The sequence below is a fragment of the Acinetobacter sp. WC-743 genome (assembly GCF_000335555.1).
Lineage (GTDB): Bacteria > Pseudomonadota > Gammaproteobacteria > Pseudomonadales > Moraxellaceae > Acinetobacter > Acinetobacter bereziniae.
Genome location: NZ_AMFQ01000098.1, coordinates 38,315 through 61,511, shown reverse-complemented (window position 1 = coordinate 61,511; position 23,197 = coordinate 38,315). Strand labels below are relative to the sequence as shown.

At 38.1% G+C, this 23,197-nt stretch carries 23 protein-coding genes; 6 read left to right on the top strand and 17 right to left on the bottom strand.

Annotation, left to right across the window (positions count from 1 at the left end; all coding sequences use genetic code 11):
• Nucleotides 1-46: 46 nt before the first annotated feature.
• Complete coding sequence (gene dmeF, locus ACINWC743_RS14730) at nt 47-982, bottom strand: CDF family Co(II)/Ni(II) efflux transporter DmeF (RefSeq protein WP_009586022.1); 936 nt, start codon at nt 980-982, stop codon at nt 47-49.
• Nucleotides 983-1,037: 55 nt separating this feature from the next.
• Here dmeF and ACINWC743_RS14725 point away from each other — a divergent pair, with 55 nt between their 5' ends.
• Nucleotides 1,038-1,307, top strand: coding sequence for a metal/formaldehyde-sensitive transcriptional repressor (locus ACINWC743_RS14725; protein WP_000018740.1), 270 nt, complete (start codon nt 1,038-1,040; stop codon nt 1,305-1,307).
• Between the two features lie 31 nt (nt 1,308-1,338).
• Here the strand turns inward: ACINWC743_RS14725 and ACINWC743_RS24345 are convergent, their stop codons facing one another.
• From ACINWC743_RS24345 to ACINWC743_RS14660, 14 genes are all read right to left on the bottom strand, one after another.
• Nucleotides 1,339-1,464, bottom strand: coding sequence for a YHYH domain-containing protein (locus ACINWC743_RS24345; RefSeq protein WP_000733641.1), 126 nt, complete (start codon nt 1,462-1,464; stop codon nt 1,339-1,341).
• 91 nt (nt 1,465-1,555) lie between these two features.
• On the bottom strand, nt 1,556-2,863 hold the full coding sequence (locus ACINWC743_RS14720) for an MFS transporter (protein WP_009586007.1): 1,308 nt from the start codon (nt 2,861-2,863) through the stop codon (nt 1,556-1,558).
• An 80-nt stretch (nt 2,864-2,943) separates the two neighbouring features.
• Nucleotides 2,944-3,582, bottom strand: a complete 639-nt coding sequence (locus ACINWC743_RS14715) for a hypothetical protein (RefSeq protein WP_000282061.1) — start codon at nt 3,580-3,582, stop codon at nt 2,944-2,946.
• 11 nt (nt 3,583-3,593) lie between these two features.
• Nucleotides 3,594-4,307 (bottom strand): HupE/UreJ family protein, encoded by a 714-nt coding sequence (locus tag ACINWC743_RS14710; protein ID WP_001165581.1) that lies wholly within the window; start codon nt 4,305-4,307, stop codon nt 3,594-3,596.
• A 5-nt stretch (nt 4,308-4,312) separates the two neighbouring features.
• On the bottom strand, nt 4,313-4,684 hold the full coding sequence (locus tag ACINWC743_RS14705) for a hypothetical protein (RefSeq protein WP_000181823.1): 372 nt from the start codon (nt 4,682-4,684) through the stop codon (nt 4,313-4,315).
• Between the two features lie 11 nt (nt 4,685-4,695).
• Complete coding sequence (locus ACINWC743_RS14700) at nt 4,696-7,824, bottom strand: efflux RND transporter permease subunit (protein WP_005271752.1); 3,129 nt, start codon at nt 7,822-7,824, stop codon at nt 4,696-4,698.
• 14 nt (nt 7,825-7,838) lie between these two features.
• The gene (locus ACINWC743_RS14695; RefSeq protein WP_001041870.1) at nt 7,839-9,314 is read right to left on the bottom strand and encodes an efflux RND transporter periplasmic adaptor subunit; all 1,476 of its coding nucleotides are present in this window, start codon (nt 9,312-9,314) and stop codon (nt 7,839-7,841) included.
• A 10-nt stretch (nt 9,315-9,324) separates the two neighbouring features.
• A complete protein-coding gene (locus ACINWC743_RS14690; protein ID WP_000039774.1) occupies nt 9,325-10,524 on the bottom strand; it encodes a TolC family protein in 1,200 nt (399 codons plus the stop codon).
• A 48-nt stretch (nt 10,525-10,572) separates the two neighbouring features.
• The gene (locus ACINWC743_RS14685) at nt 10,573-11,028 is read right to left on the bottom strand and encodes a hypothetical protein (protein ID WP_002086797.1); all 456 of its coding nucleotides are present in this window, start codon (nt 11,026-11,028) and stop codon (nt 10,573-10,575) included.
• A gap of 156 nt (nt 11,029-11,184) precedes the next feature.
• Entirely contained in the window at nt 11,185-12,081 is an 897-nt protein-coding gene (locus ACINWC743_RS14680) for a hypothetical protein (protein ID WP_000589670.1), read from the bottom strand.
• A gap of 212 nt (nt 12,082-12,293) precedes the next feature.
• Nucleotides 12,294-13,337 (bottom strand): YqaJ viral recombinase family protein, encoded by a 1,044-nt coding sequence (locus tag ACINWC743_RS14675; protein ID WP_001090272.1) that lies wholly within the window; start codon nt 13,335-13,337, stop codon nt 12,294-12,296.
• A gap of 168 nt (nt 13,338-13,505) precedes the next feature.
• Nucleotides 13,506-14,549: a DUF932 domain-containing protein gene (locus ACINWC743_RS14670; RefSeq protein WP_000951122.1), complete on the bottom strand. Its 1,044-nt coding sequence runs from the start codon at nt 14,547-14,549 to the stop codon at nt 13,506-13,508.
• Between the two features lie 58 nt (nt 14,550-14,607).
• Nucleotides 14,608-14,895, bottom strand: coding sequence for a hypothetical protein (locus ACINWC743_RS14665; protein WP_000058781.1), 288 nt, complete (start codon nt 14,893-14,895; stop codon nt 14,608-14,610).
• A 215-nt stretch (nt 14,896-15,110) separates the two neighbouring features.
• Nucleotides 15,111-17,258 (bottom strand): glycine zipper family protein, encoded by a 2,148-nt coding sequence (locus ACINWC743_RS14660; protein ID WP_001009680.1) that lies wholly within the window; start codon nt 17,256-17,258, stop codon nt 15,111-15,113.
• Nucleotides 17,259-17,871: 613 nt separating this feature from the next.
• Here ACINWC743_RS14660 and ACINWC743_RS14655 point away from each other — a divergent pair.
• The 4 genes from ACINWC743_RS14655 to ACINWC743_RS14645 are packed head-to-tail and all read left to right on the top strand — an operon-like array spanning nt 17,872 to nt 19,151.
• Nucleotides 17,872-18,126 carry a hypothetical protein gene (locus ACINWC743_RS14655; RefSeq protein WP_005271760.1) on the top strand — a complete coding sequence of 85 codons (255 nt, stop codon included), beginning with the start codon at nt 17,872-17,874 and terminating at the stop codon, nt 18,124-18,126.
• Between the two features lie 2 nt (nt 18,127-18,128).
• Nucleotides 18,129-18,257 carry a hypothetical protein gene (locus tag ACINWC743_RS25100; protein ID WP_005271762.1) on the top strand — a complete coding sequence of 43 codons (129 nt, stop codon included), beginning with the start codon at nt 18,129-18,131 and terminating at the stop codon, nt 18,255-18,257.
• Complete coding sequence (locus tag ACINWC743_RS14650) at nt 18,258-18,485, top strand: hypothetical protein (RefSeq protein WP_005271766.1); 228 nt, start codon at nt 18,258-18,260, stop codon at nt 18,483-18,485.
• Between the two features lie 12 nt (nt 18,486-18,497).
• The gene (locus tag ACINWC743_RS14645) at nt 18,498-19,151 is read left to right on the top strand and encodes a hypothetical protein (RefSeq protein WP_000838342.1); all 654 of its coding nucleotides are present in this window, start codon (nt 18,498-18,500) and stop codon (nt 19,149-19,151) included.
• A 57-nt stretch (nt 19,152-19,208) separates the two neighbouring features.
• On the opposite strand, the gene ACINWC743_RS14640 is transcribed toward ACINWC743_RS14645, so the two are convergent.
• Both ACINWC743_RS14640 and ACINWC743_RS14635 read right to left on the bottom strand, forming a co-directional pair.
• Entirely contained in the window at nt 19,209-20,159 is a 951-nt protein-coding gene (locus ACINWC743_RS14640; protein WP_000284561.1) for a YagK/YfjJ domain-containing protein, read from the bottom strand.
• Between the two features lie 386 nt (nt 20,160-20,545).
• On the bottom strand, nt 20,546-22,261 hold the full coding sequence (locus ACINWC743_RS14635) for a hypothetical protein (RefSeq protein WP_005271769.1): 1,716 nt from the start codon (nt 22,259-22,261) through the stop codon (nt 20,546-20,548).
• Between the two features lie 184 nt (nt 22,262-22,445).
• Here ACINWC743_RS14635 and ACINWC743_RS14630 point away from each other — a divergent pair, with 184 nt between their 5' ends.
• On the top strand, nt 22,446-23,183 hold the full coding sequence (locus tag ACINWC743_RS14630) for a hypothetical protein (protein ID WP_005271770.1): 738 nt from the start codon (nt 22,446-22,448) through the stop codon (nt 23,181-23,183).
• Nucleotides 23,184-23,197 lie beyond the last annotated feature (14 nt).

Sequence of the window (23,197 nt, the reverse complement as noted above, 5' to 3'; positions counted from 1 at the left end):
AATGTTTTAGTTGGACTTATTTGTCCAACTAAAACCATTCAATAATTCAAATAAAATGTATTTCAACACTTGCATGCACAATTTCTTCATGGATAGAGAGTGCCTGTTTCACTACATCTGGTGTTAAATCTACACCTGTACTCTCTAAAGCCAAGATGCAAGAAAACTTGCCTCTACCAACTTTCCAAACATGTAAATCAGTAATATTAACTTGAGGAAATTCCTCTATAACCTCTTTGATTTCATGAACCACAGGGTGAGACATTTCTGCATCGAGTAGTGTCTTTCCTGTCTCATTTAATAATCCCCATGACCATTTAGCGACAAGAATAGCTCCAACTACACCTAATAGTGCATCTAAGAAACTCCAACCAAAATATTTCCCCGCAAACAATGCAACAATTGCCAATACAGAAGTAACCGCATCAGCTACTACATGCAGAAACGCCGCCTTTTGATTTAAGTCATGATGATCGTGGTGGTGGTCGTGTTCATGGTGATGATCATGCTCGTGGTGATGGTGGTGGCCTCCGTCATGTAATAACCATGCACAAACCAAGTTTACCAATAAACCAACAATTGCAATTGGTATTGCCTCATTGTAATGAATATTCACGGGATTCATTAATCGATCGATAGATTGAATACCCATTAAAAGTGCTACAACCATAAGTAAAATAGCACTACTGTACCCTGCTAGAATCTCAATTTTCCAAGTACCAAAACTAAATCGCTGATCATGAGCATAATGTCGGGCCATTCGATATGCGAAATAAGCTAAGCCGAGAGCAACCATATGTGAACTCATATGCCAGCCATCTGCGAGTAAGGCCATCGAATTAAAAATCCATCCCCCCAATATCTCTAGTACCATCATGATTGCTGTAAGAATTGTCGCAATCAGTATTTTCTTTTGTGCTAAAGGATTTCCTTCATCGAATTGATGAGAATGACGACGATCTAAGTTACTATGAAGTTGCATAAATTTTATCTTTCCAAGATACTCCCCCCAGTATATATTTTTTTTAGGAAAAATCATGTCTCATTTGCATCAAGATAAAAAAATACTTAATCGCATCAAGCGGATTCAAGGACAGGTTACTTCTGTTGAAAAGTCATTATTAACACCTGAAAGCTCTTGTCTTGAAGTATTACAACAAGTTGCAGCAATTAAAGGTGCTGTTAATGGGTTAATGCAGCAACTTCTTGAACAACATTTAAGAGAACATGTATTGAAAGGGGATCAAAATTTTGATGAAGAAGAAATGAAACAGTACTTATTATTATTAGATCGTTATTCAAAATGAGTAGAACAAAATGTTCTACTCATTTTTATTATTAATGGCAGTGACGATCCCCTGTCTTGCTATTCGTGTGGCAGCCTGAAGAATCAGTACCACCTGAATGAGCAAAAGCATTTGTTACCGCAAGCCCCATTAAACATACCAAGATTAGTTTTTTCATGTTGTTCCCCTTTTTTTATTGAACAATAAAATAAGCTTATAATTGTACAACAAACAAACGGAATCTTTCTAAGTCATTAGTCGAAAAAGAGTTATTTAGGCCACTTTTCATGATAGTCATCAATAATATATTCATGGACGTGTACTCCATTGATTCGATGCTGCTGCAAATGCTCATGATCTGGAGGTAAATCATCATGACTGTGGGGTAAAAGAGCCTCATCCTGTGATGGCCACAAACGCATTGCAAGTAATAAAGAAATCGTTGCAATCACTGCCATCGGTATAAAAGTTTGTAATGTTCCTATGTTAGTAGTGAGCCATCCAACCAAGGGATAAGTCACTAACCAGCAAGCATGTGAAAACGCAAATTGCGCTGCGAATAGAGAGGTCCTACTCTCACTCGATGCAGATTTTCGAATCAAACGGCCTGTAGGTGTTTGTGAAACAGAATATCCAATACCAAGCACAAACCAAAGTACAAGCAAACCATTATAAGATGTAATGAAATAACCACTTAACAGCCCAATTACAAGAATTGTTGTTCCCGTCAACATCACTGATCGATCTGGGAACTTATCCAATATCTTAGGCAAAATGAAAGCCGAAAGCATTGAACCAAATCCAAATAAACCAAAAGCCCAAGTAGTCGCATTTTCAGTTAGCTTAAATGTCGATTGAACCAATACCACGGTATTTACAATCACTACAGCGCTTGCTGACGCAATTGCTAAATTGAGAGCAAGCAATGCTTTAAGTCTAGGCGTATTAAAATAAATTTTAGCTCCCTGCTTAATACGGCTATAAACACCTTTAAACGCAGGTACTTTGGCAACTGGTAATTTCGCACTTACCACAAACAAAGCAGAACCGATAAAACCTAATACCGTTCCCAAAAATAAGTTGTGATAACTCATCAAAGTTAATAAAAATGCCGCGAGCATCGGACTAATAATATTTTCTAAATCATAGGCCAATCGTGATAATGATAGCGCATTGGTATAGTCTTTTTCTTCAGGTAAAACATCTGGAATCATTGCCTGAAATGTTGGTGTAAATGCAGCAGAAGCAGATTGCAAAATAAAAATGAGAATATAAATTTGCCAAATTTGTGTCACAAACGGTAGACACAATGCTGTTAATGCTCGAATAACATCTAGCCCAACCAATACTTTTTTTCTTGGTAATCGCTCAGCAAATGCAGATGCTATAGGCGCTACACCGATATAAGCAATCATCTTAATTGCCAATGCAATACCAAGAACTTGGGCTGCTTCCCCCTTTGCAATATCGTACGCCTGTAAAGCTAGGGCGATTGTGATTAACCCCGTTCCGATTAGCGCTATTACTTGGGCCAAAAACAAATGCCGATATGTTGTGTTTTTTAGTACTTCTAGCATCTTATGGATTCCTTTTAGAACCTGACTTCTTTAGCAATTGAATCTCCTTGGAATATTATTCCAAGGAGATTGATCAAAACTTAAAAGACTTTCTTCATTTCACTAAACTGCCCTTCTACAAGTAGAGTTACAGTCACTGGATTTTCCGTACGGTTACGCCAGAACCAACCATGCTTGCCATCAAAAGCTGCCTTTAAGACACCCTGCTGAGTTGTTTCATTCTTTCCTTTTCCATAGCCATGATAGAACCCTTTAGGAGCGTTCACTGGATCACCATGGGTATCATAATTAAGACCACCTCCAACAGCTTTCCAGTCAAAGTTGACACTTGCACTTTGTGGCATCGTCAGTTTCACTTCGGTTGCTTGGCCCGGTTTAAGCTCAATACTAATGCTCTCTTTATTAATAGCAGGCATAATCATTTGAGCATTATCAGTTGCCGTTTGAGTCGAAGTTTCTACTGATATTTGTTCAACACTATTCACTGCCTGTGCAGCATTGATACCATTTTCTGACTCTTCAGTTAGTGATTGTTTGATTTCTCCCATTTTCGTTAAACCAAGCACTTTACCCATACCTGTCGGATCAATTGCATACTCCGCAGGCATGACACAGGTAACTAGCACAATAACGGCACTTACGGCAGCAATTGCTGTTGATTTAATTAACTTTTTTGATGAAGGTAATTCGATATCTTTTGGAATTTCAGCGTTATACATAATTTAGATCCTTATTGAGTAATGAAGCCAGTAAGTTGATAGCCAACAAGTAAAAAACCGAGGAACATGAGGAAGACATTGCTTTGATAAGCTGTTTTAAAGAAATAAGGTGTCTTTCTCCAAAACGTCATTAATAACAAGATGATGCACAGAGCCATAAACTGGCCTAATTCAACCCCAATATTGAATGAGATTAAATTTGCCAACAGTCCATCACTCGGAACTTCATATTCCTGAATTTTTACTGCGAGTCCAAAACCATGAATCAGACCAAAAATTAAAGTCGCGATTTTCGTGTTTGGTTGAAAACCAAACCAACGCTGATAAGCCCCCAAGTTATCTAGAGCCTTATAAACAATCGAAAAACCAATGATTGCATCAATGATGTAGGCGTTTATCGAGATATTGTAATAAACACCCACCAGCATCGTAATCGAATGCCCAAGTGCAAATAGGCTGACGTACAAGCCGATATCTTTCATTCGGTATAAGAAGAAGATAATGCCAACAAGAAATAGTAAATGGTCATATCCAGTGACCATATGCTTCGCACCCAAATAGATGAATGGAATCACATGAATGCCATAAATTTCTTGAATATAGCCCTTATCACCTTCCGCTACTCCATGAGCAAAAAGTGTAGGGCTTACCAATGTAATGAATAAAGCAAGTAATAGCTTTATGTAAGCACTTAATTTCACAATGTGTGAAGCAATAATTTGCATGTATATCAAACTCCAAAATTTAAAATGAATTGAAAATCCATTAACTTTTTGGGCGGTTTAAAAATACGACTCACCATCAGATAAACATATTCTTTTGACCAATCTAAAATCGAAATCCCTTTTAAGAGATGAGCTAAAGCGGCCGATTTAAGTACGTCATAGCCAACAAAATGTTCATAGTAATTATCTTGGTGACTATGTGAATGTTGTTGGCTTATCTCATGATGGTGAGAGTTAATTGCATCAATTGAAACGTGTCTCTGAAATTCATTTTCAGTTACATGCTCTTTAAAGTGCAAACATAAAGCGAGACTGATCATGCAGACTAGCAACATCATCACAAATTTGTTTTGTTTATCTCGCAATATATTTGTCATTAAAGATGCCCCTAAACAACCTGTTTAGCAGCTTCGTTTGATTTTCTTGACCTACCTTGGTTAAACCACACATATAAGGTTGGCAAAATAATCAAAGTCAGTAAGGTTGATGAAATAATCCCACCAATAACAACAGTTGCAATTGGGCGCTGAACTTCAGAGCCAATGCCTACGTTTAAGGCCATCGGAATAAAACCTAATGAAGCGACTAAAGCTGTAATCAACACGGGACGGAGTCTTTCCATTGCACCATGTTTCACTGCATCAATGACACTTTCACCTTGAACTCTAAGTCGCTGAATGGCTGAAACAAGAACCAAACCATTCAGCACAGCAACACCCGATAAGGCAATGAAACCCACAGCCGCAGAAATTGAGAATGGAATATCACGTAGTGCTAAAGCAATCACACCACCTGTTAGTGCAAATGGCACACCTGTGAATACCAAGATACTGTTTCTAACATTACCTAAAGCCATATAGATCATGGCAAAGATCAGAATTAAAGCAATCGGTACTACAACCATAAGACGATTTGAAGCAGATTCCATTTGCTCAAACGTACCGCCCCAAGTCAGCCAATAACCATCTGGTAATTTAAAATCAGCATTCAGCTTAGATTGTGCTTCTGAAATGTAACTACCAATATCAGTTCCACGAACATTTGCTGTAATGACGATACGCCGTTTACCATTTTCGCGAGAAATCTGGTTTGGTCCTTGAACGTTTTTTAACTCGATCAATTCTGATAAAAGAACACTCGAACCATCAGCTAAGCTCACAGGAATCTGATACAGCTTTTCTAGATCTGTTACCGAGTTTTGATCCATACGTACCACAATGTCGAACTTTCGATCTCCTTCAAACACCTTACCTACTGTCTCACCTGTGATTAGGCTAGAAACCTGTTTTTGTACATCCTCTGCATCAAGCCCATAGTTGGCAATCATGTCTTTTTTCAGCTCAACAGAAACCATGGGTAAACCAGACATCTGTTCGACTTTAAGATCAGCAGTACCTTTGACTCCCTCTAAAATCTTAGCGGCAGCGTTTGCTGATTCAAGCAACTGCTCTAAATCATCACCATAAATTTTTACGGCAACATCTGTTCGGACACCTGAAATAAGTTCGTTAAAACGCATTTGAATCGGCTGTGTAAACTCATAATTGTTTCCATATACGCCTTTAGATACGCGTTCAATTTCAGCAACAACCGCAGACTTTTCCTTATCAGGATTAGGCCACTGACTACGAGGTTTCAGCATGACAAAGTTATCTGCTACGTTAGGTGGAACAGGATCAGTCGCAATTTCAGCAGTCCCCACTTTGGCAAAAATAGTCTGAACTTCTGGAATTTTCTTAATCTCTTTTTCTAACGTGTATTGCATTTCAATTGCTTGAGTCAACGACGTACCAGGGATACGCAAGGCATGTAGTGCTACATCTCCCTCATCCAAGGAAGGTATAAACTCTGAGCCTAAACGAGTCGAAAGACTTGCACTAAAAACAAAGAAAATAGAGACAAAAGCGATTAGCAAATATCTGTGATTTAAAGACCAATCTAGAATTGGGTTATAAAATCTTTTGATGCCATGGACGATTTTTGACTCTTCTTCTTTAATTTCACCAGTAGTGACCAATGCCACCATTGCAGGGACAAACGTAATTGAAAGAATCATTGCTGCCACTAAAGCCATAACCACTGTTGCAGCCATTGGTGTAAACATCTTTCCTTCAACACCAGTCAGAGTCATTACAGGTAGATACACCAAGATAATGATCAATTGACCATAGAGAATCGCTTTGCGGGATTCTTTAGTCGCCTCAAACACAGTCGTAAAGCGTTCTTGCCTTGTTAAAACTCGCCCAAGCTCTTTTTGTTTAATTGCCAACTTTGCTAAGGAGGCCTCAACAATTACAACAGCACCATCTACAATAATCCCGAAATCTAGTGCCCCAAGACTCATAAGGTTTGCACTAATTTTCTGGTTCACCATACCTGTGATTGTCATCAGCATGGATAAAGGAATGACCAAAGCGGTAATCAGCGCAGCACGGAAGTGACCAAGAAATACAAACAGAACAACGATTACCAGAATCGTACCTTCTAAAAGATTCTTTTTCACCGTCTGTATCGTTGCATCAACCAAAGTTGTACGGTTATAGACAGCTTTTGCTTCCACACCTTCTGGTAATGATTTTTGAACCTGTTGTAGCTTTTGATCAACAGCGTGAGCAACATTTCGTGAGTTCTCACCAATAAGCATGAATGCTGTACCCAGTACAATTTCTTGCCCATCTTTAGTTGCAGCACCTGTACGTAATTCGTGACCAATAGATATTTTGGCAACATCTTTCAATCTGAGGATATAACCATTGCTCGTCGTAATCGGGATATTCTGGACTTGCTCAATCGAGTTAATTTGAGAATCAGAACGAATTAAATACTGTTCACCATTTTTCTCAATATACCCCGAGCCTTTATTCATGCTGTTCTTAGAGATAGCCTCTAAAATTGTCTTCTGATCCAGCCCTATGCTACGTAAATAAGCATAATCAGGTTGAACTACAAATTGTTTGAGATAACCACCAATGGTATTGATTTCATTAACACCCTCTACATTTCGAAGCTGAGGTTTAATCACCCAGTCTTGTAAGGTGCGTAATTCCGTTGGTGAAAGTGGATTAGGATTGTTCTTGGCATTTTCAACGGTATACATGAAGATTTCGCCAAGTCCTGTAGAAACAGGCCCCATAGAAGTTGCAATTCCAACGGGAAGATTTGGTGTCACTCCTTGTAGCTTCTCATTGACTAATTGTCGGGCAAAATAAATATCCGTCCCTTCTTTGAAAATTGCCGTTACTTGAGATAGACCATATCGAGATACGGAGCGTGTATAGTCTAAATTTGGAATACCTGCCAAAGCAGTTTCAATGGGATAGGTCACTTGAGACTCCATCTCCATTGGAGAGAGTCCTTGAGCTTCACTATTAATCTGGACTTGTACATTCGTAATATCAGGGACTGCATCAATCGGTAACTTGAAATAGTTATAAACCCCTAATGCACCAACAAATAAAAATACGATAAGTACAAGCCAACGATTCTTAATCGAGAGCTTAACAATCTGGTCAAACATAGTCGCTACTCCCCTTAGTGGTCATGAGTAGCGCCAGATTTCCCTAGCTCTGCTTTTAAAAGATATGAATTTCCAGCGGCATAAACCTGTCCTACGCGTAATCCAGATTTAACTTCCACATACCCATTGTACTTTTCACCAAGCTCCAGAGGCCTAGCTTCAAAATCATTGCCAACACGAATGAATACAACATCCCAATCACGGAAGCTCTGTAGAGCATCTTCACGCACAACCATCGGCTTCAAACTTTGATTTTCAAAAATTTGGGCCGTGATTAACTGTCCTGAGCGCCACTTAAACTGGTTTGGTACTTCAATAAAGACCTGTGCTGTACGTGTCTTTGGATCAATGACATCACTGATATATTTAATTCGTCCTAAAGCTTCTTCTGTATCCACAGGGCTTTGAGGTTTAACTTTAACCTTATTGTTAGGATTTATAGCATTTAGCCTGTCAGCGGGAACATTAACAACTGCTAAAAGTTGAGAAGTATTTGCGATTTTAAAAATAGGTGTTGAAGAACTTACATTTGATCCAACAGCACCAAGGACTTCTAATATTGTTCCAGACATTGCAGCACGAACTTCAACAGTACCATTACTAGAACCACCATAAGAGTTGATTAAGTTATTCAACTCATTTGCACGAGTTTGTGCTGCGTCAAAGTCTCGTTTTGCTGAAATATAATCAATTTCAGGTGATACACGCTTTTGCCATAGCGCTCGTTCCTGTTCCATTTTTTGACGAGCAAACTGTAGGCTGTCCAAAGCAACTTTACGATCGGCATTCAAACGAATTACATCTTGGCTTTGAACTACAGCAAGTAAGTCTCCCTGACTCACCTTATCACCTAGATTACGGTAAGTTTTGATCAATGTCCCACTGGCTTTAGGCGTAATAAAGCTTTCAAAATTATCAGGAAACTTCAGTTCGCCTTTTAACTCCAAAGCATTTTCAAACATCTTTGATTCAACTTTTAAAAGCTCTAATCCACTGCTCTTAATACTACTGTCCAACATGGTGACACGGCCTTCCTTCGTATCCCATTTCCAAGTATGCTTTTTCCCTTGATAATCAACGTTTATCATCATTAAAAAGGAATGTGGCTCGTAAACAATTTCATTCCCAATTAAGTAATCACTCTCAGGTTGAAATTGAATATTTTGCTCGGCATCCAAACGTTTGATGTAGATATTTGCTGTTAAGTCTTCAGGTTTAAGTAGTTTATCTTTCAAATACCCATAAACACGGAGGTGTGGTTCCACTCCTTCCTCAAATATCTTGACCTCAGCAGAGAAATCTCCATCTCGATATAAACGACCACCGTGAGGCCCTTTCTCATCTCCAGCCACAGCTACTTTTTCTTCGGCGACCTCACCATGTGCGCTCGCTTGTGTTTTATTGCCCGATTTATACCAAGCAATTGCACATAAGACGATAAGTAAGGCAACGACACCAGTTGCAATCAATGTATTGGTTTGTTTATTCATATTCTTGCCCTTATTCTTGATCTAAATGAGTAATGTAGTTACGTTCGACATCTGCAATTTCAGTTTGCAAAGCCAACCACATATCGAATCGAGCAAGATGTTTGTCTAACCAAATTTGCTTAATATTATTGAATTCAAGTAAAGAGTTTTTCCCTGCTTGGTATCCCATTTCAGCAATTCGGAGACTCTCATTTGTTGCGGGCAAAACCGTTTGATCATATTGCTTAATCGCATCAATCAAGTTGGAAACCTCAATAGCCTTGTTTTCCAATTCAATTTTAGAATTACGATTCACAAGCACCGACTGTGTTTCTGCTTTCGTATGCTCTGCTTGAGCGATCGCAATATTGCCTTTATTTCGACTAAAAATATTGAGGGGTATTGATGTCGAAACCTGAAAGACTTTGTCATTGGTTTCTTGGTAGTTTCTAACCCCTACTCCCAAAGTAATATCTGGTATTGCTTCTTTACGAGCCAACTCAAACTGAGCTTTTTTCAGCTTTGAACTTAAAGTTGCTTCTTGCTCAGACAAACTTATTTTGTCTGTGAAATTAAAGCTTAGCGGAACCTCCAATGCACTACTGGGCAGGTTGGAAGTGAACTTAGAACATAGATTTTTCTGGAACTGAATCTTCTTCACTTCATTTTGATGGCGCAATTTCGACTCAGATGAAAGTGCTATGCTTAGTTGAGCATCGGAAGGAATTACTCGCCCGTACTTAAGACGTTCGGAAAGAACGTTAGCTTGTCTGGCATTCAATTTACTCTCAGAAGAATAAATTTCAGCACGCTGAGTAGCTACATACCAGTTCGCCATACAGATTCTTAAATCTGCTTTGAGTTCAGCCTGACGCTTTGCTATTTCGAACTGATTACGATCACCTTGAAAACTCGCAATCTGTTTTCTCAAGGAAAGTTTATTACTGAGGGGGATCTCTTGTGATAGCCCCAGCAAGGTTGTTGGGCCATCCAAATCTTTCAATTTTGAATTACCGAGATTATCCAACTCCATATTGAAAGTCGGATTAATTAATCTGCCAGCAAACTTTTGATTGATTTCATAAGCTTGCTCGGACTGCTGTAAGCTATTGAGTACAGCATCATTTGCGATTACCTGCTTTTGTAGTTCTGCATAATTCGTTTCTGCGAATACATTTGCTGCTGTTGCTACAAATCCACAGGTAAGAAATATCTGATATTTTTTAGACATGACTTTACCTATACAAAAAAATTAAAAACTATTTTTTGTATAGAAAGATCAATTACGTAGGACGATTAAATCTTTAGAGAAAGTATAAGAATTACTAAATACTAGAGGGGATCGCCGCTTTAAAAAGACTCGATAAACGGGCTTTTCAAAAAGCTGGAAAAAGAATAAAACTAGTGGAAGTGCGAAACTAAGAATAAAGATTGGATCTATGCTGAAATCACTATCAGAAGAAATTGGCTTTACTGAATGATGATAGATCGGCTCATCAAAATTCTTCCACGTATGTGCTTCTGCATCATGATCAGCAGAACTTTTTAGAGAATCATCTGAGTGCTGTAAAGACCAATGACTAGAAGCATCATCCTCTACAATGATACTCAACTCATGCTGATGTTCAATATTTTCAAGTAGAACAGGCGCCCACGCATGAACTCCCGTAATTGTTATGGTAAACAAAAACAGGACAAATGCGAGTATAAGCTTAGAAAACCTACTTGAACGCATAGTCATGAACATACTTCTGATTTGCTACCAAAATACTAAAAAGCGTTATTAAAGTAAATCCATCTCTCAAAAATTCTAGGAGTGAGTATTTTCTTATCTACAGTCCAAAATCTGCAAAAAAAAGAGTACAAGTACTCTTTTCTAACTAGGTCCATTTCAATTGAGAGCCTGCACAGAATGCTGCAACCCTTTCTGAATGTCTTGAACATGAGTTAAATCACTAAGCTGCTGACCCTGCTCTGGTTTTGGTTCATTGATATAAAACTCCTCAACAATATCCAGTCCCTCCTCACCTCCTACCTCAAATCTGGCATTACCATAACCTAGCCTTGCCACATGATCTAAAGCCTCCTGATAAAACCCTGCTGTCTTGCTTTGTCCATCGATCTGTTTGGCTGAAGTAATGGCTTCTTGTAGATTGATTCCATCACGTAAGGTTAAGTCCACGTAATAAATTGGGGTACGGTAACTTTGCGTTGTGCTTTTTCCTCGTAAGGTCAGTTGCAATGGCAAACATGAAAGTAAATCACCTGAAGCCGCATGGTAATAACGAAGCCGTGCAGCTAAGGTACGAATGCTATTGAAACCTGTAGTCCTAAAAATGAATGTACCCAACTCATCCGACTCATCTAGATTGACGTAAAGCCGCCCATAAGGCTTGCAGTGTCCACCTTGGGCCAAGGGGCATAAATCAGGTGATGGACATGGATGCTGTTCAACCCCGTTTTGTCCAAGTCGCTGACAGGTTTCACCATTACCAGTACAGATGGGCCGACCAGTTTGTCGGTCGAATAGAGTGTACTCAGCTCGCAAGTTGAGTTCAGGATCATTAAAAATCATCCGGACAGGAATGGTTCTGAGTTTCTGGTTTTGTGCCTTGGCTCTTAGCTGCTCATCCAGTGGGTGTTTCACCCAGCCATCCTTATTCTGAATTTGGCTAGTAATCGTAAATTGATCATCTTTTTCAGGCAGACGTTTACCATTCTTTTCGACCACTTTACCGATACTAATTCTGCCGAGTATTGGCGGTGTAATCGCTAAACCTTTGATCATGTTGTTTGTCCTATAAGTAAAATTTTACTGATTACCCCTTGCTATGTAAGTAAACAGAAATATGAAAAGCTACGACTTCGCAAAAACCGCCATTGTTGGTCTACCGCTCCTTCGGGAGTCGGTAGATCGGGGGTGGTTTTTTTGCGCTTTTGGGAAGAATGGATATTTCATGCATATATAGTTAGCGATATAGATGCATGGTTTTGATCGGGTCAGTCATCATTGCTATAGATTTGAAAACGTCGTGTCCCCACCTTGTTTTGTGGAAACTCATTGATTAGTTCAGGATGCATTTTCAATACAGCCTTATTATCTAAAGCAATGGAGTCTTTAGATCGTTTCCACGTCACTGAACCATTGGCAAAAGTTGCTCGTTCAGCATCTTTCATTAACATCTGAATTTGATGCTTAGTTTCATCAAAGCTGTTTTGGTGTTTTTCAATATGATGCTTTTCTTGAATCAGTTGAGCAAACAACTGATTGGCTTGTTCATTTTGACTGAGATCTTCGACACTGAGTGGAATATGTTGAGGATAGAGTTGCTGAATGGCTTTAGCTGCCGATTCACTGGCATCGACTGAAGGTGGCGTGTCATTTTCCACACACTCCCAAAAGTATCGCTCTGCATTCACAATATGTTGAATGACTGATTCACTGCGTGCCACTTTATAGATACGAGTTTCATGACCACAGATCAGCACACAAATATGCGCTGCCTTTTTGCCTGTTACAGCGAGTTGATGTTGCACCTGACACAATACGTATAAAGGCACACCATCTCGCCATAACTTTGCTCCATATTCCCCTGCGGTTTTGCATTCTAAAATCTGTACTTCCTCACTACCTACCACCGAGTAATCTAAGTTAGCCAGCATAAAATGCTTATCCTCATCAGGATGTTGTAGTACGGCATTGATACGACGAACTTTGTTGTTGGTATGCATGCTGTAGTATTCAGCGACCAAAGGTTCAAGTTGTTTACCCCAATATAAAGGGGCATGACCTGTGCTTTCATCTTCAATGGATTGTTTAACTCGACCTGTCTTGATCATCCACAGTTCTAGCATCGACATATAGGGATTAAGTCCACAGGCTGCGGCACAGTCACTACTGCCAATACCTTGGCGTCTGACTTCAAGCCATTCTGCTTGAGTCATATTCTTTGTATTGACCAAGCGTTTGGCTGTGAATAATTTTGGGGCAATAAATGGGGTACTTGCCTGTTGCATAGATGGATTTAAAATTGCGGTATTCATATTGAAGTCCTGATTATTTTGCTATGTAAAATGATGGGGATCACAAAAAATGGGCATAAAAAAACCACAGCCGAAGCTATGGTTTTAATAATTTTTAAAATTCGAAATTCCATTTAAAAATGCTTAGTTAGGTCTAACTTTCCATGATTGAAAAATGTATATTCCGCACTATGCAAGCATGTTAAGTGCCTGTTCCAATCCTCGTTGTTTGATCGATGCGCCAGCACCAAACCAAGCTGAATCAAGCCGGTGATCGGTACTCATGGCACGACGTTCGTGGTCTATAAATTCTGTGATTGAACACAGTAATCCATAGGCTGTTCCTTTGGCTGAACTTAGCTCCGCACCTCGTCCTTGACCATTAAACATTTCCATAGCTCGACTCATCGATTTGGCATTTGGTTCAGCTTTGTCCTTGCCATTGGCTTGGGCTTGTAAGGCTACATCACGGTAGAACTGGATGATGTTGTCCTCCTGATCCACCACGTTGTTCATTGTGCTGTTATTGAACACGGCATCAAAGTAAGCGGATGCTTCCATCTGACTCACTTTACGTTGTGTCAGTTGCTTCATTTCATACATGTGTTCATCCCATGCACGTACTGAAATACCGAGTTGCTGTTTGACCTTATCAGCATCAAATTTAGTACTGTGTGGAACTTTGACCACACCTGCACTGCTGTTCTGTCCTTTTAAGGCAATCGCTAAAGTATTGTTGCACACTACTCGGATCGAGGTAAATTGTGCGGTGGTGGCAAGGGTTCCGTCACATGCTGTTGCCAAGAGCATATAGCCATTACTGACATCTTTGCCCTTCAACATGGATGTTTGCCCTGTACGTGCTAGTGCCCAGAATTTCTTGCCACCTTTGAGTACACCTGCGGTTTCAAGTTCAAAACCTGATTGCTCGGTGAGGTCACGATAGAATTCTAAAATCTCTCTCGGTTGCACTTCCTGAAAGCGTTGACTGACGACTGACAGTGGAGCATGGGTATCAGAGCGATATAAAACTCGTTGTTCTTCATAAGGCATGATGATGCTTTGCCCACGGTCATTCTGCGCCATATAACTGACATTAGAAGATTCAATCCGCCAATCCATACCTGCCTGCTGTGCCCAGACTTCAATCGGTTGGTTTTGTGTCAGTTGATTCCCTAGTCCGTGCCAAGGGGTTTCTCCGACATACGCCATTTGTTCAAGTTGATGTGCCATAGTTTTATTCCTTTTAATTTGAAAATGAAATTTGAATTTGTGTGGTTACTAACGATCTTTAATGCAAAAGGTGCGCTGGAAACTTTTGGTAGCAGTTGTGGCAGAAGCATAAATTCTGCTGTGGTGGTGTGCTTTGTTCGGTAAATGAATTCAACACACTGCCGAGTACCGTTCCTGCTATTCCACCGACAATCGGTGGCAGATTGAAAGACTTTGCGACCGTGGTTCCCAATGCACCCAATGTGGTCGGTGTGACCAAATTGGTTAAGGTCGTATTTGATTGTTGTGTACTTGCTTCAACCAATATCACATTCGTTGAATGGCAAAAGGGACAGCTCAAGCTCATAGCTCGACTCCTTAAATTTTGTGCATAAAAAAAGCCTGCTCGATGGCAGACTTTGTTTTCATATTTTCATGAAGAACTCAAAAGAGTTTCATGATTCTCATTAGGATATTATGTGTCTGAAATTATTTGGAATAACTTTTAATTTACTAATTCAATTAGTAAATAATCTCTCCAATTTTTTATTTCAAATACAACTATCAATATTATTCCAACACTCAAGCAGGTTTAAGCTGATGAGTACGATTAGGCTGTGCTGAATCAGGTTTGGCAAGTTCCCTATAAATCTCTAATTGACGATTAATTTCATTAATTTTTGGCTGTAGATCAACTGATATAAAATTACTTGACTCATCAATAGCCACCCAACCAGCTTGAACCTTTTCCATTTCATTACCTTTTTGCAACTTATGTAATATCCATTGGTTCAGATGATAGGCACGCATATAAGCTTCATGTTGATAGATCAATAAAGTACTAAAAGTAATAATACGATCAGCATTATTCAACATATGAGTTTCAAAACTTTGTAGCTGTTTGAATAGCACATTTGTTCGATGAACCAATAAATTTTCATTGAACCACGCTGCGAATTCAATGAGTAATTTCACTACGATATCTCTCTGATTACACAAGGCTTCTCGATTCATACTATTTGCACCTGTAGAACCAGCAACCCCTCCCATATATGCACCAATACCACTCGCAACAATGACTCCAACACCACCTGTAGCAAGACCTGCTAATGCGCCGAGTAGCATTGACCCTGTCATTGCACCTCCAGCAATTGCAGCAGTTTCTTTGCCAACATTTTTTAAGTATTGCTCGCCATCCACTTTACCTGAATTAAAATCACCATAATTACGATATGCCGCTAAACCAATCGTTAATAGTGGGATTGGTAGCATATCTCCTACATCCGCAAAATCTGAAACTTGCTCTAGTCCTACACCAGTAGTTTCCTGAACAGCTTCATAGCTTAAAGTGGTATCCACTAACACCATCGGATGATTACCTAGCTGCTCTGCAAGTTCACTGTTCACAATCACTGGAATATCTGGATACTTATCAAAATGACTTAATACATAATCAGCATCCATTGAGCACTTAACTTGCATCGGTGTGCCATCAACAATCAAATCATAACCAGCTTGGTTTGCGCTATCGGGAAATTCAACTGTATGTCCTTGTTGTTGTAAATTCAGTGCAACCTGTTGTTCAGCAACATAACCAGTTAAACGAGTCACTGCTCCTGCACTATCTAGTGTATTCGCTGAAATGTCTTGTAAAGTATTTAAGTTTTCAGGATTTCCTTTTGATGCAAAGCTCAATGCATCTAATACAGATGGATCAATATGTGCATAATCCCAAATTAATCCTAAAGAATATGCGGATGCCGTTAAGCCCACACCCACCTTTAGCCCTTGATCAGATAATATTTTTTCTAGCTCTTTTTGTGCTTTTTGATTTTGGTTAAGACACTCAACAATTTTTTTATTTTTCAAAAGTTTTGGTGCACTCGCAATAATTCCTTCACTATATGGAATCTGCGAATCACGCCCTCCAAAAAATGTACCAACTCCCTTACTAAAACTATTTAGCCCACGTCCCATGTCAGCTAAGAAATTCGTATCTTCAGGACGAGTTGCAATAACGTCTTCTGGTAAAAGGGCTGTTATAGCACGATTGAGTAGATTCCCTTGTAATGCTCTATCTTTCGCATCGTCTATAGAGCAAAGTAAATATACAGCATATTGCAAATCACCAAACTCTCCTTTTTCCTGATTATAGATAACATTCTTCCGCATTATTAAACATTCAAGATAATCAAAATATAATGTTTCTTGATAAGAACAATGCTCAAAATAGTACTCAAACTTTTCTATAGCGCTAGTATAGATTTGACTACGTTTGTACACTATCGCCTGTGCTTTAATGACAGCATTGCTAGGCTCACGCTCAAATAAAATTTTTAAGATCTCTCGACTAATCTGTAAATGTTCACTTTTTTCAATCTTCGATAAATACCGACTGACTAATTCAGAAATATTCATCGACGCTTGATGCTTGAGTTTGAATAAAATACATTGCTCTAACCAAGCATAATTTTTTGCATGCCCCTGATAGTGAGGGATAAATACTGTTTCAATCAATTCAACCAATTCTAAAGCAACGCCAATTTCCTCAGATGAATTGATAGAAAATTCCCATTTTTGTGGAATAGTCACACTAAATAAGCGAGAGAAAAACCCCGAATTAAGATCAGCTTTTTCTTGAGTAACTAACATCAACATATCTTCTGGAGTAAGTGTATGTTTTTGAGTTTTAATTCTATCTAGTCGTACTTTAAGTAATTTAAAATTCATATATCCCCCTAATTTTTTGAATTTTCAGATAATTTACTATTTTAGACATCAGAATTATATTACTTAAAATTGAAAAAGTACTAGTGTATTAAAAATAATAAAATTATTGATTTATTTATATATTTTCATTAGCTGAATTGACTAAACCCATCCTTAATTTTATCATTCAACTGCTGGCCTACATTGTCAGTCGGTTTTAGCAGACCGTTTCATACAGCGCATCAGGGTTTATTCTTCTGAGTATCTCTTATGCGTAAAACCTTCTCGTCCCCCTTTGCGGTAGAACGGGAGGGGGACGCGTCCGCGCGTGCTGGTTCTGTATGTCCAGTCTGCTAACCCCTTTTCGTTCTGCCACCATTATTTAGCAGTAAGTTGGTAGAGCTTCTTAATACATACAGGAGTAGTCGCCATGACTAAACTTTTTCTATCTTTATTGTTTTTCCTAAAACGATTTTCTATTCCTCTATTGCATTAACAGCATTCATAAATTTTTTGCTTATTTGACTAATCTAAACGCTGTCTAGCCTTGGAAAGCTTTGTCACATCTACACTTTAGTTCATTCAGCAAAATTTATTACACATCAAATAACACAATAAAAAATTAGGGGAAATGATGAAAACGCTTACTTCGCTTGCACTCATCTCACTTACATTGATGATTGCAGGTTGTGCCAGTAAAACAGAACGCCAATTTATCAGTGGTTGTAAAACAGGCGGCATTGATGGCAATACCTGTTCATGTATCTACGACAAACTTGAAGATAAATATGGAGAGGATGGTCTTAAAAACAATCTGTACACCCTTCAACAAACTGAATCCTTCCAGATGGATATGGTCAATGTGTCCTATCAGTGTATGAAGGAGTAGCCATGAGAACACTTGCAGGCATTATCTGCGTCATCGCTGTGATTTGTGTACTGGGTCTACCCTTCATTAGCTTCATGATCGTGATGGGACTATTTATTGCATTGGCAAAATATGCAATTGGGGGAAAGTAAATGAATTCAAATATTAAGACATGGGTGATTAGTAGCTACTTGGTGATTGGTTTTTTCTTTGCCATCTATCAACACTTTTGGGGACAGTATAACTACAAGCCATTTACTTACAATTTGGGGCAAGGCTTAGTGTGGCCTGCTGTAATGTTTCCAGTCATCGGTAAAATTGTTGGTGGAATTTTGATTCTACTATTCGTCTGGTTTGTTGTTATTCGTCCTAAATTATAAGGGAGTGCAATCATGAAATCATTATTTTCCACCATTGCCTTGTGTTCCCTGTTAATGGCATGTAGCCAGAACAATCAACCACCAAAAACTGATACTTCAGGTGAGCCTACCAATAATGCTGCTCAGCATACTCAATCAATCTATGCTCCTTATACCGAGGAAGCAGTTAAAGCTAAACTCAATGAAATGCAGATGATTATTGACAATGGTCATGTCTATTTACCTGCTGAGGTCAAGGAAGCGGAGTCTTATATCAGTGGATGGAATAAGTATCCTGATGTGCTGAAAGCCATGATGGAAACTGACCTTAATCCAAACAACACTCAGGAAGCTGCTGACATTCCGCTTGAGAATGAATCTGCACAAGTTAGCGATCTAAATGTTAAGGCTCGCATTAGTGCTAGAGAATCTCAATCTGCTTTTAATGTACAAGGGGCAATTGAATATATTCTTGAAATTCAATCGACCAGCAATCAGCCTTTTGTTCTACAAGGCATGAAAATTAATCGTGGTCGTTGTGGTTATTACACCGCTGACTTTCATAGCAAGATGCCTGTGCAAATGAGCTATAGCTCTACAGTATCGTACTTATTGAAATGCCGTGGTGATCAGGTGCTTGAAGCTGAATTAATCACCGATCAAGGAAATGTAAGTTTGTCTTTTTGATGTCAAACTGTACAAGATAGAGAATACATCTGATAGTCGTGTTCTCTATTTTTAATATCATAATGACTCATTTTGTTCAATATCTCTGCGCCATTTTACTTCAAACTGACCTGTACCAAAAGTCCGCATCTGTGGAGAGGTTTTAGCCCGTAAGCGCTGATCTTCTTTTTCAGGATTGACCAAGTACATCGCTGCACGAATCGCATTTGTAACTTGTATTGGTTGATCACGATGAATCATTCCAACCCCAAGCAATCCATTTTTATCAAATTTTTCCTTGTTGTCTTTGGTATTACAGTTGTAGTGAGTACCCTGTTGATTGGTGATGTGCTTCCAATACTCAGCCACCAGTTTTGCTAAACCTGAATCCTCTATACGACTATTCCCATCATAGATGAGTAATAAATGGCAGTGATAGCCTTTTTCTACACCCTGCTCTAATGCCCATACATAACCTTGTAAGTGCTTAAAACAGGTATCTTTATTTGACATACGATTACATAGAATATCCAATGCATACTTAAAGTCTTGAATACCCCAATGGATTTGATATTCTTTAAGAATAGAGATATCTACTCGAACAAACTGTAATCTAGCATAGTGTGTAAGCAGTTTATTTAGGTAGCATTCCAGTTTAAAGCGATTACGTTGTTCTTGACGCTGAAAATCGAATTGTTCTCGTATTGTATTTTTCATCTCATGTTGAATTATGCCTTGAATATGGAAGATGTGGTTTAGTTCAAATCGTAAAATATCTTCATAAAGATGGGAGTCCAATTTATCCATAATGTAATCTACGAGATTAATCACTCTTTTGAAAACATTAATGATTCTGGAATAAGTAAAATCTTCTCTGTAAATCACCTTAAAAGCACACACAGCATCCAACAGCTCTCGCTTGAATTCTTCATGATCATCAACAAATTGCTCATGGCATGTACTAACCATAAAATCTTCGATTGAGATAAGAATGGATGATTCACTTTCTAATGGATTATTCTGGTACATTTAGGTTCTCACTGAAACATAAGGTTCATATCTAAGTGAGAGATGTAAAATTTTACTGATCATGATTCTAAAGCAGGATGTTGTGGTCATCCTGCTTAGCTGAACATGCTTAGAGACTTTGGAACATACTATAGGGTTAATTTAGAATGCTTTTAGTGATTTGATATTGATACATTGTCTATAACCCATTTGAGTATGGGCTATACTTAACTAAATAACTCACTGTATTTAATCAACGATATAAGTTATTGTTTATATTATTAATAGATAATAATATATATTACCTGTTAAGCAAACCTGTCTAGACTGACCATTACCCCGCTGTCCCATACAGCGAGAATAACCAAATTATGGGAATGTTGCAGAAGCTAAAGTTACGCTACTTTTTAATTCAGCAATTCAGTTCCTCCTGTATAAAACTGATCCAGCAATCCATATTTTTTCATGTCATTAACACTAGGTTCAGTGAATTTCAGCAAACAGTCTTCACTCGAAAATTCATCCTCTTTCTCACGAATTGGATAAGGCATATCGATCAGAAAAAACTCATCTTTAGTGAGTGTTGAATCGGGCACATAGATACAACTATACATTTTCTGCGACTCGACTTTTGGTATAATTTGAAAAAACTTGCCTGCTACATGACTGAGTCTTCGTGTACTTTTTAAAAATGGTAAAATCTGATTTTTGGCAATCAAATTCAAACAAAATAATAAGAATTCCAGGATGACTAGTTGCTCCTGCTTCTCCAGCTTCTGAATCTGTATTTGAATGTCTGCATCTAGGTCGCCTTTTTTGATTAAGCCAGGATTTGCAATCAATTCCAAACGGTATTTTTCCTGAAAGACAAAAGGATAAATATCTTTTTCAATTGTAGTTCGATTTAAAATATCCACACCATATAACAGTGAACCCTGTATAATCTGCTGACGTAAACCCCGCTGATCAAGCAGTCTGCAACACCATGATTCAAAATAACATTGCATCATGGTCAAATTTGAATCCAAATCATTCAATTTGATATGTTGTTTCTTTTTATTGATTGATGCTTGTTTGAACACTTTTGCAAATACTGTCAAATCTCCTTGTTCCTGATGGCATTGTTGTAATTGTAAATAATGAATTAGACATTCTTTAATGAAACTAGAAATCGTCTCCTGAACTTGTGATGAAGCCTGGATACGCTCAATCATTGTTCCAGTAATAATGTTGATTATATCTGAATCAAGACGCTTAAGAACCAATTCCGTAAGATGATTGAGATCGCGTGAGTTGTCAGAATCCAACGGCTGCACCTGCTCAGAAATTACCGTAAAAATATCAGCAATCATTTTTATTTCAAAATGATGTCTTTCACTGGCTTCCGATATATAAAACCGACCATACCGAGCATGATTGCCCCAAAAGGCATGAGATAAATTCAACATGTAGATTGGCGTTATATTTTTTATAAATTTGTTATTGATCGTCCCATGCACATGTACCCGAAGCAAACCTATTTTTTTCAAAAAGCAGATCGAATCAAATATTGCTTGCTTATTTAACCCTGTTTTAGCAACCAGTTGTGTTGTACCTATATTACGTATCACCCCATAAACATCACATGAGCGAGTCAGGTGTAATAGCGTCAATAATACCCTAAAATCCAGTTTTTGTTCGGGTAGTAAATCAAACTTTTTAGTGGTCACTCTGACTTGAGATAATTTGATAAAAATAAGCATTAAAAGGTCAAACTGCTTAATCGCTCTCTTAAGGCGGACATACCTATGATGGGATGTTTCATGTTGATTAACTTTACTCAATAGCTGATTTAAATAATCTAAATTCAGCTGTATGGTTGTAACTCTTGCCCGCCGACCTGTTTCTGGATATGAAAACTCCAATATCTCAAAGCCTGATAACTCCTCCAATACCAGTTTTAATTTTTTATGTTGCACACCTATCTTTTCAGACAATTCCAACAATGAATCGTTGGTTTTTTGTGTACCAAAGAGACTAATAAATTTAATCAGCACCAGTCTAGCGTAGGAACTTAATCTATGTGGTGATAACTCATTAAAATTAAAAATGAGCTGCTTATGCTCTTCTGTCATTTCATCCATACATTTTTATTCATTCAACATTGCTATTAGTAAATTTTAGAATTATTTTTAGATAGGCACAAATATTTACTATAAAATAAATTTAAAACAAATAAACATTTACTAAACGTATTTAGAAATGTTTATTCCACCTTAATTAAAATCTATAATCATATTAGAATTTCAAACATCATAGAACATCAAAATGGCAAGAAAACAACTGACATTGCAACAATGGCTTGATAAAGATCAGACATTAAAATCCTTGTTTTTAGAGCACGAATGTAACAAAGAACAGGCACTACTGCAGATAGTCCAGCTTCCTGATGGACGATTGCAAATTCAGCCCATCGAAACCATGATCCACCCATTACTCGTAGCAGAAATAACGAATCAATGGGTACTTTTACTCAATGAAAAATATTTTTCCGATCTGAAAAATAGATTCAGAAATTTCAAATATTCCAAGAAAAATCATGCGAATGTGAGAAAGCAATTTTATCTAACCTCACATACAGCAAAAAAAATGGAGACATTGACTGAAAAACTCAAACTTAAAACTGAGGCAGAGTGTCTAGAATTCCTGATGAATACGTATGAGACAAAGCAAACGCTCCCTCTACCCTATAAGCAAAAATTAAATGAAAAAGACATGATTATTGAGGAATTGAACCAACGCATCAAAGCCCTTGATAAAATGCTTTATATTAAACAGCTTCAGGTACGCAAACAGGATGAAGTTATCCAGAAGTATCTCATTAATGAATTAATCAATAGTAAAATTACCATTAATGAATTAACCAATAGCCCCCTTCAGGACGCCAGTGAAATTCAGAAATTAAAACTCCAGTTTTTAAAGGAAATACAGAAAAATATTCAGCTAGAGCAAATCAGGCACCTATCCGTTGATCAAATTGCTTCTGATACTTTTGGTAATGAATAAGTTGATGATTGTTT